The organism is Cyclobacteriaceae bacterium, from assembly GCA_013141055.1.
Taxonomy (GTDB): Bacteria; Bacteroidota; Bacteroidia; order Cytophagales; family Cyclobacteriaceae; genus ELB16-189.
In genome coordinates, this window is the sequence record JABFRS010000001.1 from 1,120,807 (window position 1) to 1,136,176 (window position 15,370).

13 protein-coding genes are annotated in these 15,370 nt (G+C 44.7%); 5 read left to right on the forward strand and 8 right to left on the reverse strand.

Annotation, left to right across the window (positions count from 1 at the left end; genetic code table 11):
- Positions 1–48: 48 nt before the first annotated feature.
- The 3 genes from HOP08_04855 to HOP08_04865 are packed head-to-tail and all read right to left on the reverse strand — an operon-like array spanning position 49 to position 4,021.
- Positions 49–1,218 (reverse strand): GNAT family N-acetyltransferase, encoded by a 1,170-nt coding sequence (locus tag HOP08_04855; protein NOT74237.1) that lies wholly within the window; start codon positions 1,216–1,218, stop codon positions 49–51.
- Between the two features lie 44 nt (positions 1,219–1,262).
- On the reverse strand, positions 1,263–3,038 hold the full coding sequence (locus HOP08_04860; GenBank protein NOT74238.1) for an arginine--tRNA ligase: 1,776 nt from the start codon (positions 3,036–3,038) through the stop codon (positions 1,263–1,265).
- Positions 3,039–3,043: 5 nt separating this feature from the next.
- Positions 3,044–4,021, reverse strand: coding sequence for a deoxyhypusine synthase (locus HOP08_04865; protein ID NOT74239.1), 978 nt, complete (start codon positions 4,019–4,021; stop codon positions 3,044–3,046).
- 108 nt (positions 4,022–4,129) lie between these two features.
- On the opposite strand from HOP08_04865, the gene HOP08_04870 reads away from it, so the two are divergent.
- Together HOP08_04870 and HOP08_04875 are read left to right on the forward strand one after the other, a co-directional pair.
- Positions 4,130–5,731: a serine hydrolase gene (locus tag HOP08_04870; GenBank protein ID NOT74240.1), complete on the forward strand. Its 1,602-nt coding sequence runs from the start codon at positions 4,130–4,132 to the stop codon at positions 5,729–5,731.
- The gene (locus tag HOP08_04875; GenBank protein ID NOT74241.1) at positions 5,731–6,714 is read left to right on the forward strand and encodes a Gfo/Idh/MocA family oxidoreductase; all 984 of its coding nucleotides are present in this window, start codon (positions 5,731–5,733) and stop codon (positions 6,712–6,714) included. Before HOP08_04870 ends, HOP08_04875 begins: the two co-directional genes overlap by 1 nt.
- Positions 6,715–6,722: 8 nt before the next feature.
- Here the strand turns inward: HOP08_04875 and rocF are convergent, their stop codons facing one another.
- A complete protein-coding gene (rocF, locus tag HOP08_04880) occupies positions 6,723–7,697 on the reverse strand; it encodes an arginase (protein ID NOT74242.1) in 975 nt (324 codons plus the stop codon).
- 219 nt (positions 7,698–7,916) lie between these two features.
- Between rocF and HOP08_04885 the strand changes: the two genes are divergently transcribed.
- A complete protein-coding gene (locus HOP08_04885) occupies positions 7,917–9,332 on the forward strand; it encodes an arginine decarboxylase (GenBank protein NOT74243.1) in 1,416 nt (471 codons plus the stop codon).
- 78 nt (positions 9,333–9,410) lie between these two features.
- Here HOP08_04885 and HOP08_04890 read toward each other — a convergent pair whose 3' ends face one another.
- From HOP08_04890 to HOP08_04900, 3 genes are all read right to left on the reverse strand, one after another.
- Positions 9,411–10,265, reverse strand: coding sequence for a DUF4412 domain-containing protein (locus HOP08_04890; GenBank protein ID NOT74244.1), 855 nt, complete (start codon positions 10,263–10,265; stop codon positions 9,411–9,413).
- A 121-nt stretch (positions 10,266–10,386) separates the two neighbouring features.
- Complete coding sequence (locus HOP08_04895) at positions 10,387–10,902, reverse strand: HAD-IIIA family hydrolase (GenBank protein NOT74245.1); 516 nt, start codon at positions 10,900–10,902, stop codon at positions 10,387–10,389.
- A gap of 9 nt (positions 10,903–10,911) precedes the next feature.
- The gene (locus HOP08_04900) at positions 10,912–12,087 is read right to left on the reverse strand and encodes a DUF2029 domain-containing protein (GenBank protein NOT74246.1); all 1,176 of its coding nucleotides are present in this window, start codon (positions 12,085–12,087) and stop codon (positions 10,912–10,914) included.
- Positions 12,088–12,205: 118 nt separating this feature from the next.
- On the opposite strand from HOP08_04900, the gene HOP08_04905 reads away from it, so the two are divergent.
- Positions 12,206–12,946: a polyprenol monophosphomannose synthase gene (locus HOP08_04905; GenBank protein ID NOT74247.1), complete on the forward strand. Its 741-nt coding sequence runs from the start codon at positions 12,206–12,208 to the stop codon at positions 12,944–12,946.
- A 3-nt stretch (positions 12,947–12,949) separates the two neighbouring features.
- Here HOP08_04905 and HOP08_04910 read toward each other — a convergent pair whose 3' ends face one another.
- Complete coding sequence (locus HOP08_04910; protein ID NOT74248.1) at positions 12,950–14,170, reverse strand: ABC transporter permease; 1,221 nt, start codon at positions 14,168–14,170, stop codon at positions 12,950–12,952.
- Positions 14,171–14,214: 44 nt separating this feature from the next.
- Between HOP08_04910 and HOP08_04915 the strand changes: the two genes are divergently transcribed.
- Positions 14,215–15,363, forward strand: a complete 1,149-nt coding sequence (locus tag HOP08_04915; GenBank protein ID NOT74249.1) for a DUF1343 domain-containing protein — start codon at positions 14,215–14,217, stop codon at positions 15,361–15,363.
- Positions 15,364–15,370 lie beyond the last annotated feature (7 nt).

The following is a 15,370-nucleotide window of genomic DNA, read 5'->3' on the forward strand; positions in this document are numbered from 1 at the left end:
TGGAATGCAGATTTACAGCACAGAAAAGACCTATTTAAGGGGGAGATTCTAAAGCCTCCTCAGCTTGTTCTCGATGGTCTCAATTAACTTTGTTGCCTTCTCCAGCGCAATGCTATGCGCGTCGATACCATCACTCAGCTGGGCAGAAGTTGCCAGCAGGTAGTTTTTGGTCTGAGGCTTTTGAACGATCGTTGGATCCAGGATCTTTCCTGCCCCTATATCTGAGTACGGAGAGAAATAACCAAAGATCTCAAACACCAGCTGTGTATCGACCTCTTCAAAGCGCTTGATGGACAAATAGGTGTTATAGAATTCTGTTGTCTGGCTTCTTACTTCCCGGTCGCTGATAGCAGTGAGTCCATTGCCCGACAGCAGCATCTGATAGGTGTTCTGATTCGGAGTAAATGTTTCCAGAGACAGAATATTGAAGACCACTCTTCCCAATGAGTCAGATGAGTTGGTGTTGGCGGCCAGGTAATCGTTAATACTTTTCTGATCGGCCTTAAGCTCCACGAGGATCTGTTCGATCTGGGATTTATCTTTTCGCAGATCACCGATCATGCTCTCCATATAAAACTGCTCCAGGGATTGCTGATCGGAACTCAGCTTGAGGTTGTTCAGCTGAAAGGCAACCGAGACACCGACGATGACGATCATGAGATCAAAGACCTTGTTGAAGAACAGATCGCGCCACTTGAAGGGCTTCGCTTCTTTTACTTTCTCTTTCATGTCACTCTTCTCTTTGGGTGCTAATTTCTTTTCCATAATGAAGTTCAGGAATTCGATGCCGTTGAGCATCTTTCGGTTTTCTTTATTAACGACATATCCTCTCTTCTCAAAAAAGGAACGGGCCGTGATGCTGGATTCTGCTTCTGTATTTTTTATGTCGTCCTTCTGCAGTTTCTCTTCCAGCTTTTCAAGCAGTGCCGTAGCAACCCCCTGACGCTGATGATCTTTATGAACGTACAGCATTCCAACTGACGTATGATCTTTATCGAGGCTTCCAAAGCCGACGATCTTTCCATCCAGAAGGGCAACGTATGTTTTATGAGATTTGAATTTATCCTTCCATTTTTTCACATCGGGACTTTCCTGCGCCCATGCGTTGAGATGTTCCTTCGGATAGTCTTTGCTGTTGACGGTGTGCACCGTATCGTAAAAGAGCCGGAGTAAGGGTTCTGTATCCGGGGCGTCAAATTTTCTTATGAGCACTTTCATCGGATACTTATTTAAAACCCTGGAAATATAAATCTAATAAAATATTACATCCTCTCCGGAACCTGGATTCCCAAAAGTCCCATTGACTTTTTAAGAACGTTGGCGACTACTCCTGAGAATGCAATTCTGAATGCAAGCTTTGAAGAATCAGTTTCACTGAAGATCGGTATCGCCTGATAGAACTGATTATAACCTTTCGCCAGCTCATAAGCATAGTTTGCAATCACGGCAGGTGAATATTCACGTGCTGCTTCTTCCAGCTTGTGCATGTATTGATTGATACGGAAGATCACCTCACGTTCCATCGGCTCCAGCGCTGCAACTCCTTTTACATCCCCAACAATATTTTGTGTGGCCGCCTTTCTCAGTATTGAGCAAATGCGTGCATGCGTGTACTGAATGAACGGACCGGTATGTCCCTGCAATTGAATTGACTCTGCAGGATCGAACAGCATCCGTTTCTTTGGATCTACTTTCAACAGGAAGAACTTCAATGCGCCCAGTCCGATCATCTCGGAAAGTTTTTCCAGTTCACCGGCTTCCATCTCATCGATCTTGCCCAACTCCTGCGTCTGCTTCGATGCTTCCTCCACCATCTCTTCCATCAGGTCATCAGCATCGACAACCGTACCCTCACGGCTTTTCATTTTTCCGGAAGGAAGGTCCACCATACCATACGATAAATGATAGCATTCCTTTGCCCATGCATATCCAAGTTTGGCAAGGATCAGAAACAATACCTTGAAGTGATATTCCTGTTCGTTGCCGACAGTATAAACCTGCTTTTCAATCTTTGGGAAATCGCGGAAGCGAAGGATGGCAGTACCTACATCCTGTGTCATATAAACGGAAGTGCCATCGGAACGAAGCAGCACTTTCTGATCCAGCCCATCACCGGTAAGGTCGACCCACACCGAACCATCTTCTTTCTTAAAGAATATTCCCTGCGCCACACCTCTTAATACTTCTTCTTTTCCAAGAAGATAGGTCTGTGATTCGTAGTATAATTTTTCGAAGTCAACACCCATGCGTTTGTAGGTGACAGCAAAGCCATCATACACCCATCCATTCATGGTGCTCCAGAGAGAAAGAATCTCAGGATCTTTTTGTTCCCACTTCTGAAGCATGTCAACAGCAAGCTTCATGATCGGCGCTTCTTTCTCTGCGACTTCCTTAGCCGTTCCTTTCTCTTCAAGTTCTTTTACCTGCGCTTTGAAATTCCGGTCGAACTCGACATAATATTTTCCGACGAGCTTATCTCCTTTGAGGCCGCTGCTCTGTGGTGTCTCTCCATTGCCGAATAGTTTCCACGCGGCCATGGATTTACAAATATGAATACCACGGTCGTTGATGATCTGTACCTTATGAACATTGTAGCCATTGGCTTTGTAGATCTCCGCTACACTCCAACCCAGGAAGTTGTTACGTAAATGACCCAGGTGCAAAGGCTTGTTTGTATTCGGTGAAGAATACTCCACCATGATTTCTTTGCCGTTGGATGGATGCTGACCGAACGACTTATCGGAAAAGATCGATTCAAAAACTTTTACCCATACAGCATCGCTGATGGATAGATTCAGAAATCCTTTGACGACATTATACTTGCTGACGAGTCCTGAATTGGCAAGCAGATGCTCACCGATCAGTCTGGCAGTTTCTTCAGGACCTTTCTTTGAAACTTTCGTGAAAGGAAAACAGACAACAGTATGCGATCCTTCAAACTCCTGGTTGGTAGGCTGGAGCTGAGGAGCGATAGATGATTCAAATAAAGCGGCGGTTGCTTTCTGTATTTCAGAACGAAGAAGGAGATCGAGATTCATTCCTGTTACATATCTAAAATATAGGCGAACATCAACGGTGCTACGATCGTTGCGTCGCTCTCCACGATGAACTTCGGAGTTTCAATGCTAAGCTTACCCCATGTGATCTTTTCATTTGGAACAGCTCCGGAATAAGAACCGTAGCTGGTAGTAGAGTCGCTGATCTGGCAGAAGTAGCTCCAGTATGGAATGCTGTCGTGCTCAAGATCCTGATGAAGCATCGGCACCACACAGATCGGGAAGTCGCCGGCAATACCTCCACCAATCTGGAAGAAGCCTATGCCATCCTTGCCTGAATTATTTGTGTACCAGTCGGCAAGCCATACCATGTATTCGATACCCGACTTCATGGTAGAAGCTTTCAGTTCGCCTGTGATCACGTATGAAGCGAAGATATTTCCCATGGTAGAATCTTCCCATCCCGGAACCACCATCGGCATATTCTTTTCCGCGGCAGCGATCATCCATGAATTCTTTGGATCGATCTCATAATATTGTTTCAGCACACCGCTGTTGATCATGCGGAACATGAACTCATGCGGGAAGAGGCGCTCACCTTTGTCTTCTGCATCTTTCCACACTTTATATAAGTGCTGCTGCAAGCGACGGAATGCTTCTTCTTCAGGGATACACGTGTCGGTAACACGGTTCAAATGATTTTCAAGGAGATCCCACTCCTGTTCGGGAGTCAGGTCCCTGTAGTTGGGAATTCTTTTATAGTGTGAGTGAGCCACGAGGTTCATAATGTCCTCCTCAAGGTTGGCACCTGTGCAGGAGATGATCTGGACTTTATCCTTGCGGATCATTTCGGCAAAACTGATTCCGAGTTCGGCGGTACTCATCGCACCTGCCAGCGTCACCATCATTTTTTTACCTTCTGCAATGTGCTTCTTGTAGGCTTTGGCAGCGTCAACGAGGGCGGCAGAGTTAAAATGGAGGTAATTCTTTTCAATGAAATCGGAAATAGGTCGGTTTTGGCTCATGGTGCGTGTAAAATTTGGGCGAAAATACAAAAAATGTGTTCATATGCGGAGGTCTCTCCTGTGGATGCCAGTGAGGATTTGAGTTCAGATTAATCCTAACTTTCAGTTATGAAACGTATGCTCATTTTCCTTTTGCTGATCGTTGGTTACGGTCAGCTTGAAGCGCAGTCCATTGACACCCTCCGCCGCATTGATGAAAATTTTGCCAGGTGGAATAATGCAACACCGGGAGGTTCAATCCTCATAGCACGGGGCGACAAGATCTTATATCAGAAAGCGTATGGCCTCGCTGACCTGGAGCATCTGGCACCCAACACTACTGAGACGATCTTTGAATGCGGATCGGTATCCAAGCAGTTCACTGCCATGTCGATTCTGTTACTGGCGAAAGAAGGGAAGCTTGGCCTGAATGATGATGTGAGAAAATATATTCCGGAACTTCCGGTTTATGATAAGGTCATTACGATCCAGCACCTGATGAATCACACCAGTGGTTTGAAAGACTGGGGATCGGTAGGCGCATTGGGAGGCTGGCCACGCACCACCAGGAATTATACCCATGAGCTTGCGCTGGAAATTATCTTCCGGCAGAAGTCAGTGAACTTCACACCGGGAAATGAATATTCCTACAGCAATTCCGGTTATACATTAATGACGACCATCGTTGAGAAGCTGTCAGGAATGTCACTGGAAGACTTTACCCGCATCCGTTTCTTCGAACCATTGGGAATGAAGAACACACAATGGAGATCCGACTTCCGTAAAATTATTCCGGGGAGATCCATTGCCTATTCACGCACCAGGACAGGCTATGAACAAAATATGCCCTTTGAAAATATTTATGGTCATGGAGGATTGCTCACCACCACTTCCGATCTAATGAAATGGAATACACTACTGGAGAATCATAAGATCGGTGGCGATGATATTTATAAAGAAAGGATCAGGAAAGGCAAGCTTAACAATGGAAGTGAGATTGGCTATGCTTCCGGATTGTTCATCGCAAAGATCAATGGCTTTGATGAGATCAATCACAGCGGAGCGACAGCGGGCTATCGCGGATGGCTGGCGTACTATCCTCAAAAGAAGCTGACGGTGATCATGCTCAGCAATGATGCTGGCTTTAATCCAGCGACTGTTGGCGCACAGATCGCAAAAATATATCTGGGTGAGGAAGTCCCGAAAGCTTCAACTACTGCGATCAGTGTAAAGCCTGAAGAGCTGAAAAAATTTGAAGGCAAGTACAGAAGCATACGGAATTTTGATCTGCTAACACTTGAATTCAGTGACGGGAAGATCAAACAGAATGGCAGGGCATTGTTCTCAAGTGATGCCAACACACTTTTCAATGATAACCTTCAATGGATCTATTTGTCGAAGGACAAGGTGATGGTGAAGAATTCAATGGATACATCAAGCTATTACAGGGTAAAGCCTGTATCGGCCCAGTTCAGCCTTAAAGATTACACCGGCACCTTCAGAAGTGACGAAGCCGATGGCACATTGCTGATCGATATCAGGGACAATACACTGTGGGTTCATGAGACACCGCTGCCATCTTTTAAGTTAACTCCTGAATTTCAGGATGCTTTCACAAGCAACTCCGGCGATCTGGTAGAGTTTACAAGAAACAAGCAGGGAACGATTACCGGCCTTACGGTAAGTGCTTCGCGTGCAGAAAAAGTCCGCTTCAATAAAATATCTAAATAATGAGCAAGGTGTTTAATGTGGGGATCATCGGTCCGGGTAAAATTGCGAACCGCTTTGCCTCATGCTTTCAATATGTTCCACAGGCAAAGGTGTATGCCATTGCTTCACGCGATGCCGGAAAGGCAAAGGAGTTTGCAAAGACGTATGGTGCTTCAAAGTATTATTCTTCCTATGAAGAACTTTTGAAAGACCCTGCTGTCGATCTGGTTTACATTGCCACTCCTCATCCTTTCCATTTTGAGCAGACATTATTGTGTTTGAAGCATGGCAAGCCTGTGCTTTGCGAAAAGCCATTAGCGTTGAACCTGAAACAGGTAAGGCAAATGACCGACATGGCAAAGGAGACCAACACGTTTCTGATGGAAGGAATGTGGTCACGGTTTTTTCCTGCTGTACACAAAACCCTTGACCTTATTAAATCCGGTGTGATCGGAGACATCAAAGCCCTTCACGCCGACTTTGGATTTTCCGGCATCCCCAATCCGGAAGGAAGACTTTATAATATGAAGTTGGGCGGCGGTGCACAACTCGATGTTGGTGTTTATCCGATGTTCTTTGCATTGCTGGTACTTGGAAAGCCCGATGAGATAAAGGCTTTCAGTCAGCTGGCCTCCACCGGCGCAGACACAACGACCCATGCATTGTTGAAATATAAAAGCGGAGCGACGGCACACATACTTTCGTCTATCGTTACAGATTCGCCGAAAGACGGTCACATCATGGGAACGCTGGGACGAATAATATTAAATACGCCGTGGCACAAGTCTGAAAAAGTTACCGTGCGGCTCAACTCAGGTGAGATCACTGAATATGCATTCCCTCATTCCGGCAACGGATTTGAATATCAGTTACAGGAAGTTGTGCGATGTCTTGAAGCGGGAAAGAAAGAATGTGATCAGATGCCGCACAGCATGAGCCTGCTGATGGCAGAGACGAGTGATGAGATCAGAAGACAGGGAGGAGTACGATATGCAGAAGACTAAATTGATGGTCAGGCCTTCGCGCCTACAGGTATCTGCCTGGATTTGATCACCCTCATGGTAGCTTCCATTACCTCAAACGCATTTTCTGCCATGCTATTCTGAGTGTCGAGAGTAGGATTAACTTCTGCCACTTCCCAGGCGCATAGCTTTGGACTTTTCGCAAGCTCAACGTTAAGGATTTTAGCTTCCTCCACGGTGAGACCGTTCGGCACAGGAGTTCCTGTTCCGGAAGATATACGGCTGTCCATGCTATCAACGTCAAAAGAAACGTAGATGAGGTCGCAATGATCCAGCAGCTTTAAAGTTTCTTCGGCAACGGCAACGGGTCCCATTTTTCTTACCTCGGCAGCGGTGAAATTCGGAATGCCGTATTTGTTAATAATATAGTTCTCGGCCTTCTCCAGATCGCGCACAGAAATAAACACAAGATCCTCAGGGACAATTTTTGGTCCCGGGATACCAACATTCATGATCTGTTCCCAGTACTCGAGAGTCTCTCCTCTTGGGTCGTTGACTTTGCACTCAAGATTATCAATGTCACAGGCCATGGCAAGCGTCATACCGTGCATATTGCCGGAAGGAGTTGTGTAAGGAGAGTGAAAATCGGCATGAGCGTCAATCCAGATCACGCCAAGTCTTTTCCTGGGATGTGCTTTTTTAATACCGGCGATGGTTCCAAAGGCAGTGCTGTGGTCACCGGCGATGATCATGGGAAAGAAATCATCCCATATCTGTTCATAGATTTCAAGGCAGACGCGTTCTTCCATGATGAGCACCCCATCGATGAACTTGGCATAGGTATGTTCGGCGCTGTTGAAGAGCAATTCGTTGACATTTTCCACTTCAATGCTTTCATTGACGCGGAAGAAATCAGATTTAGCATCCAGGCTGGCAATTTTTATTGCCTCCACACCCAAGCTAGCCCCGCGTGTGCCGGCGCCGATCTCGGATTTTACCTGTATGATTTTTATTTTCTCGCTCACGACCAAATGATTAACAATAATTGAAAGAAGGACTAACTTGTACTAATAAAGAAGGGAGTCCTTGTCAGAGATCAGGCAAGGGGTGCGCCGAAGAGAATGAAATAAGAAACTGGCGGATGATCATACTGTCAATTGTATTGCAAAGATGGCAATTTTATAGCAATATTGCGTTTTTACGCGATAATCCATCCCTATTCCGTTTAAACCCATTAATGTGAAATGAAGAGCTACCGTGAACTCATCGAACAAACCTTTGAATTTCCCCAGGAAGAATTTAAGGTTTGGGAACACGAGTTACTGTTCAACGATGTACCGTTAATGGACATCATCAAGGAGTACGGCACACCGCTGAAACTTACGTACCTCCCCCGCATCAGCGAGAACATTCGTTTTGTCCAGGCTACCTTTAATAATGCCATGGAGCGGTTTAAGTACAATGGAAAGTACACGTACTGCTATTGCACCAAGTCTTCCCACTTTTCATTTGTCCTGGAAGAGGCGCTGAAAAACAATGTTCATATCGAGACGTCTTCTGCGTTTGATATCAACATCGTTCGCTCCCTGCATGAAAGTGGAAAGATCTCCAAAGAAACATTCGTGATCTGCAACGGATTCAAGATGCCGTTGTACACAGAAAACATATCCAACCTTATCAATGACGGTTTCTCCAACTGTATCCCGATCCTGGATACACTGGGCGAAATTGATGTCTATGAACAAAAGGTGAATGTCCCCTATCAGGTGGGTATCCGTGTAGCTTCGGATGAAGAGCCAAAGTTTGAGTTCTATACTTCACGCCTTGGCATCCGCTACAGCGATATCGTTCCATTATATAAGGAGAAGATCGCCAACAATCCTAAGGCATCCCTCAAGATGCTTCACTTCTTTATCAATACCGGGATCAAGGACACGGCATATTACTGGAGTGAGCTAAGCCGCTTCATTTTCAAATACTGTGAACTGCGTAAAGTTTGCGATACGCTTGACTCTATTGATATCGGTGGCGGGTTCCCGATCAAAACATCTCTCACGTTTACATTCGATTACAAATACATGATCGAGCAGATCGTGGAGAACATCAAATGGATCTGTGACAAGAACAATGTACCGGTTCCTAACATCTTCACAGAGTTTGGAAGCTATACTGTTGGTGAAAGCGGCGCTACTTTATATTCTGTCGTGGATCAGAAGCTTCAGAACGATAAAGAGTTGTGGTACATGATCAACGGATCATTCATCACACAGATGCCGGATGCATGGGGATTAAATCAGAAATACATTCTTCTCGCCGTCAACAAGTGGGACGATCCTTATCATAAAGTCAATATCGGAGGCCTTACCTGTGACAGTATGGATTATTATAATTCAGAAGCACACATTGGAGAGGTGTTCCTTCCGATGATCAACGACGAAGAGCCGCTTTACATTGGCTTCTTTCACACTGGAGCGTATCAGGAATCACTGGGAGGATATGGTGGAATACAGCATTGTCTGGTGCCTGCACCAAAACACGTGCTCATCTCCAGAAATGAGGATGGTGAGATCACCACACAACTCTTCGCTCCAGAACAGAACAGCGACAGCATGATGAAAGTGCTGGGCTACAAGAAGACGAAGGAAAGCGCGAAGATCTGAGTGCGAAATGTCTTATAAAAAAAACACCTGTCATGCCGACAGGTGTTTTTTTATGAGTTGTGATTTAAAATCCTGATCTCAGAAACCAAACTTAGTCTCTTTGAAATCGGAAGGGATGGTAAAGTCTGAAGCTGGCAAAGATTCTTTTTTGATCTCAGTAACTTCCATGATCATTTTACCTTGCGGAACGGAGCTTTCAATTCTCAAAGGAATTCCTTCCACGCCTGCAGGCAGCATGGTGTGGTTGCTCTGACTTACACGCTGGCTGGATAAAGCTTTGAAGTCAATATCCTTGATGTCGGTAGTCGTCCAGATGAATTGCGTTAGCTTCTCTTTTCCTTCTGTGATCTCAACAATGTACTTCGTACAGGTATAGCCGAGGATCTTGGTTGTTTCGCTGGTCTTTGTAAACTTGGGAGTAGACATAGTGCTGGTAGAACCAGGTTTTCCGGAAGGAGTGGTAGGAAGAAGCGAATATGTTTTGTTCTTGCGATCCAGTTTCACTGCCTGATTTTTATCATGCAGATAAAGAGTTTCCATTCCGGCAAACATTCCACCGTCCATAGAAGTAAGGGTGTTGCCACCTTTCATTTTCATGGTCATTCCGGAAGGAGTCATTGAGCCGCCGGGAGCTGCACCGCCACTCATGCTTTTCATCATCGTTTCCATCTGAGCCTTCAGGGCAGGATTGGCATCCAATTGAGCTTTGAAAGCAGGGTCTTCCATTTTTGCTTTCATCTCTTTCATTTGAGCCTGCATCTTTGGATCGTTCATTTGTGCCTGCATCTGAGCCTGACCTGCTTCCATTTGAGCCTTTAGCTTGGGATCTGTAATGTCCATCTTCATGGTCCACTTTACACTTCCTTCAAATCCCTGGCTCTGGCTTTGAAATACTACGAACAGCAGTAATGCCAGCATCATTAATTTCTTCATAGGTGTTTAGTTTTTAGTTAGTCGGTATAAACAATTTGCTTGCCAACTTTCAAATATCTCAATTTTAAGAGGAAGATGAAAGATGAAATGGGCAACGCATCTCAGATAGGTGAAATACCTATTACTTCTTTTTCAAAATCAACCCGGCTCCTTCCAGCAAGCTTTCTACTTTAAAATCAGCTTTGTCGGCTTCTTCTACTTCGTCGCCGATCTGAATGGTTTTTATTCCTAACTGCCGGGCTGGAATAATATCACGGCCGCGGTCGCCTATCATCCATGATGCTGAGATGTCGATGTTGAATTTTGCAATTGCCTTTTCAAACATCAGCGAACCGGGTTTGGTCATAAGAGAGTTGGTGACCGTCCGATGATAAGGGGAGAAATAAAAATGATCGATCACATGATTGCAGTTGGTCTGCATGTATTGATGACACGCCTCCATCTGAGCTTGTGTGTAGATGCCTTTTGCTATCCCGGATTGATTCGTGACAACGATCAGAAGATAGCCAGCCTCATGCAATTGCTGCAATGCCTGAGGAACTCCTTTCAGTATTTTGAAATTTTCAACTTCATAGGTGTATAATGGATTGTCTTCATTCAATACACCATCGCGATCCAGAAAAACTGCTTTGTTCATTCAATGCTATTAATGTGCAGCAGATAATGTTTTCTGCTTAAAAGAATCAAAAATTATTTTGCCCCAGATAATAATACAGGGAACTGCCTTGACCACATACGGGTCGAAAATATTATCCTGTATGGAATTCGGGAAGAGGTCGGTCGTCGACAAAGAAGTAAAGACGAGTGCCAGCATTATTAAAATGAAATCCACTCTGGAGGCTTGTTTGGTGAAGTACCAAACCGCCACGCCTGCCATCGCAATGATGAAAGTGGGAGACTCAGCGCGATGATTAAAGATCACGATCCATAGTAGAATAGAAGCAAGCATGGCCGTCCTGAATTGAAAGTAGCCGAACTTTTTGATTTGAATAAATGGTAATCCGAGGAGCACTACCCCTGTCAGCAACAAAACTTTCTTATCCATCGCTACGCCAAACCAGGTGGTAATCCAACCCAGTACTGACAATCCATTGCTGGTGTCGTGATCATAACCCAGCAAGCTCAGCCAGCTTGAGTAAAGAAATTTTAGTTGATCAAATGATATGACGACCAGCGGCACCACCGCCAGAAGGATCATACATAATGCCGAATAGAGAATGAACTTCATCTTGTTGGGATAGAATAAAAAAAGTCCAAACCCGAATACGCCGAAGAGCTTGATATAAACCGTACCTGTGATGAGCAATGCCGCCAGAAAAAGCTTATCGCGCTCCAGCATGACAAAAGCCAGGATCATCATTCCTGCAATCAAAGCGTTGCTCTGAGAGTTTTGCAAGGCCGTAACCAATTCCACCAGGACAAAGAGCATCATGAGTATCCTTGATCTCAGATCTGTTTTTGGAAACATGGCAAATGCTGCAAAGAGGCAAAGGGCATTCAGAGCATTCCATAAAAACAATCCGAAGCTGTCGGGAAGCCATGCAAAGGGAGCAAAGAACAATGCAAACGCGGGACTATATTTAAACAAGTCACCCTGCTCGGCGGGATAGCTCGCGTATAAGTCCTGGTTATTGATCAGATGAAAGAACGATTGTTTAAAAATGAGGTAGTTATTGTATTGAGGATAGGCGATCCCTCCCGGTGCAAAGGTTTTATTCTCCAACAGAAGGGACTGAATGGTGATCACGGCAACGACCAGAATATAGATCGTGAGAATCGTCGTGTAATTACGAAACATCCACTTTGAAAGGAAGGATTGCATTTAAAGAGTTGAGTATTGAGTTGCGATGGGCAAAATAGCCAGTTAAAAAGAACTTTGACAAGCTATTTTAGCAATTTGAACACACTTCATTTCTTCATATTTTTAAGCGAGAATCTTTATTTCAGTGAGCAACGCACTTGTTATTATTCCTACTTACAATGAAGCCGAAAACATTCAGGCGATCATAAAAGCTGTGTTTGCACAACCGAAGGATTTTCATTTGCTGATCGTTGATGACGGATCACCGGATGGCACTGCAGACATTATCAAGAATCTTCAAAAGGAACTTAACACATCAACGGAACAACTTCACCTGATCCAGCGGTCCGGTAAGCAGGGGCTTGGAACGGCATACATCACCGGATTCAAGTTCGGACTGCAACGCGGCTATGATTACATGCTGGAGATGGATGCAGATTTCTCCCACGATCCCAAAGACCTTAATCGTCTTTACATCGCCTGCTCAGAAGGGGGCGCTGATCTCTCTATCGGATCCCGATATGTCAATGGAGTAAATGTTGTCAACTGGCCGATGAGCCGGGTGTTGTTGTCATATTTCGCAAGTGTGTATGTACGCTTCATCACACGCATGTCGATTCAGGATACCACTGCAGGATTTGTTTGCTATCGTAGAAAAGTATTGGAGACACTTCAACTGGATAAGATCAGGCTGGTGGGCTATGGTTTTCAGATCGCCATGAAGTTCAACACCTGGAAATACAAATTCAAGATCGTGGAGGTGCCTATCATTTTCACAGACCGCACACTGGGACAATCCAAGATGTCAAGCGGAATTTTTAAAGAAGCTTTTTTCGGCGTGATCGGATTGAAGATCGGCAGCTGGTTTACGAAATACTAATTCCTAGTCAAACCGTATTGCCTTAATCGGATTCACTCTTGATATCGCAGCGGTGGGTATGAGTAGTACAACCGTCACCACAATGAAGATCAGCACATTCAAAGCAATCACGATCGGCCAGTTCCATCCGATGGGAACATAGCTCATGTAATAGTCATGAGGATTGAGATGGATGAACTGGAATTGATATTGCAGAAAGCAAAGTCCAAGACCCAGTGCATTTCCAAAAAGAAGTCCGCGGGTTATAAGTCGGATTCCCTGGTGGACAAAGATATTTCTGATCATGGAATCCTGAGCGCCCATTGCTTTAAGCAAACCGATCATCTGTGTACGCTCCATCACCAGGATTAGGATCACGGAGATCATGTTGACACACACTACCGTCAGGATAATGAATAAGAGGATCACCACCTGCCGGCTGACAAGACCAAGCCATTCAAATACCTGAACATACTTATCGCTTACTTTTTCAATAAAGAGATCGTAGTCCATGCTCTCTCCGATCTGATTATAAACTTCATCTGTCTTTTTGAGATCCCTGACATAAACTTCAAGTCCGCCGGCAACACTATCGGGCCATTGATTGAGTCGCTGGATCAGCTTGAGATCACCGATAATTATTTTGCTATCGAAATATTCTGAGAGATTGGTTTCATAGATGCCGGAGATCGTAAGCTTCCTGAACCGCGGAGGGTCCTGAAAAAAGTGAACTGTGATATCATCTCCCACCTTTGCGTTGATCTTGTTCGCAATGGTCTGACTGATCACGATCTCCTTTGAATATCCTGAGTCACTGAAGTGGATGAACTCTCCTTCTTTCAGATTTTCCTTAAAGGCATTCTGATCAAAGCTTCTTCCCACACCTTTGAGAACGATTCCCAGTACATCATTCTCACTTTTGATCAAACCTACTTTATGGCTGAACTCCTGGATATGACTTATTTGCTCAAAGTGTTCAGGATGATTGTAGACATCGATGTTAAAATCGAAAGGCTGTTCCTCCATGGAATTGTTAAGGCTCAGCTTGGTGATGAGGATATTGGCACTGAAACTATAGATGCGGTTCTTCACCGTTTCCTGGAATCCTTCCATAATAAGAAAGGAAACAATGCAGGCCGCAAGTCCTACGGTCAGTGTAGCGACGGCGATGGTATGAATGGTCGATGCGAAGCCACCCTTTTGTTCACGACTGATGCGTTGGGCAAGGAAGTAGGAAAGGTTCAAGTTTGTGGCGTAATTTTGGCTACCGTATTTGCAAAGAAACTAAAATGAACAGACTTTTTCTTTTTCTTGTCATCATCGTGACGGGAGCCTGTAACGCTCAGTCTTCAAAAGCAGTGGTGGGCGCTGAAAGATTAGATATCCTTTTGCCTGAACTTGCCGGTAAAAGGATTGCATTGGTTGTGAATCAAACGTCCATTGTTGGAAAAACACATCTTGCAGATACGCTTAAATCAAAGGGCGTCAATATTGTAAAGATCTTCTCTCCGGAGCATGGTTTTCGCGGCAACGCTGCCGATGGAGAACTTGTGAATGATAGTGTCGATGTGAAAACCGGCATTGCTCTGGTATCCCTTTACGGAAAAAATTACAAGCCAACTCCCGCTATGCTGGCGGATGTAGACATCGTCATATTCGATGTTCAGGATGTGGGGGCAAGATTTTATACCTATGTGAGCACGCTTACCTGGATGATGGAAACCTGTGCAGACACACAAAAGAATCTTATCATCCTGGACCGGCCTAATCCCAATGGCAATTATGTTGATGGACCGATCCTGGAACCTGCATTGAAATCTATTATTGGATTACATCCTATTCCCATTGTGCATGGCATGACGGTCGGAGAAATTGCAGGAATGATCAATGAAGAAGGATGGTTGGAGAATAAAAAGAAGTGCGCACTGAAAGTGATCACTATAAAAAACTGGAAGCATGCTGATGAGTATCTGCTGCCGGTTCCTCCTTCTCCCAATCTCCCAAATAATCAGTCGATACGGTTGTATCCATCGATCTGTCTTTTTGAAGGAACTGTTATAAGTCTGGGCAGAGGAACTCCTATGCCCTTCCAGGTGCTTGGCAATCCGGAGCTGAAAGAGATGCCGTTTCAATTCACTCCTGTTCCGATCAAAGGATTTTCACTTCATCCTCCACAAGAGGGAAAGCTATGTTATGGAATTGATCTGAGAGCAGTCAGGGTGGATCGAAAGCTTGACCTTTCTTACCTGTTAAAATTCTATCAGGCATATCCGGATAAGGAGAAGTTTTTCATTCCTTATTTCGACAAGCTTGCGGGTACGAATACGCTGAAGCAACAGATAAAAGATGGACTGACAGAAGCACAGATTCGCGAAAGCTGGAAGAAGGGATTGGAAGAGTTTAAGGTGAAGAGAGAGAAATATCTGCTCTACCAGTAAGAAAATT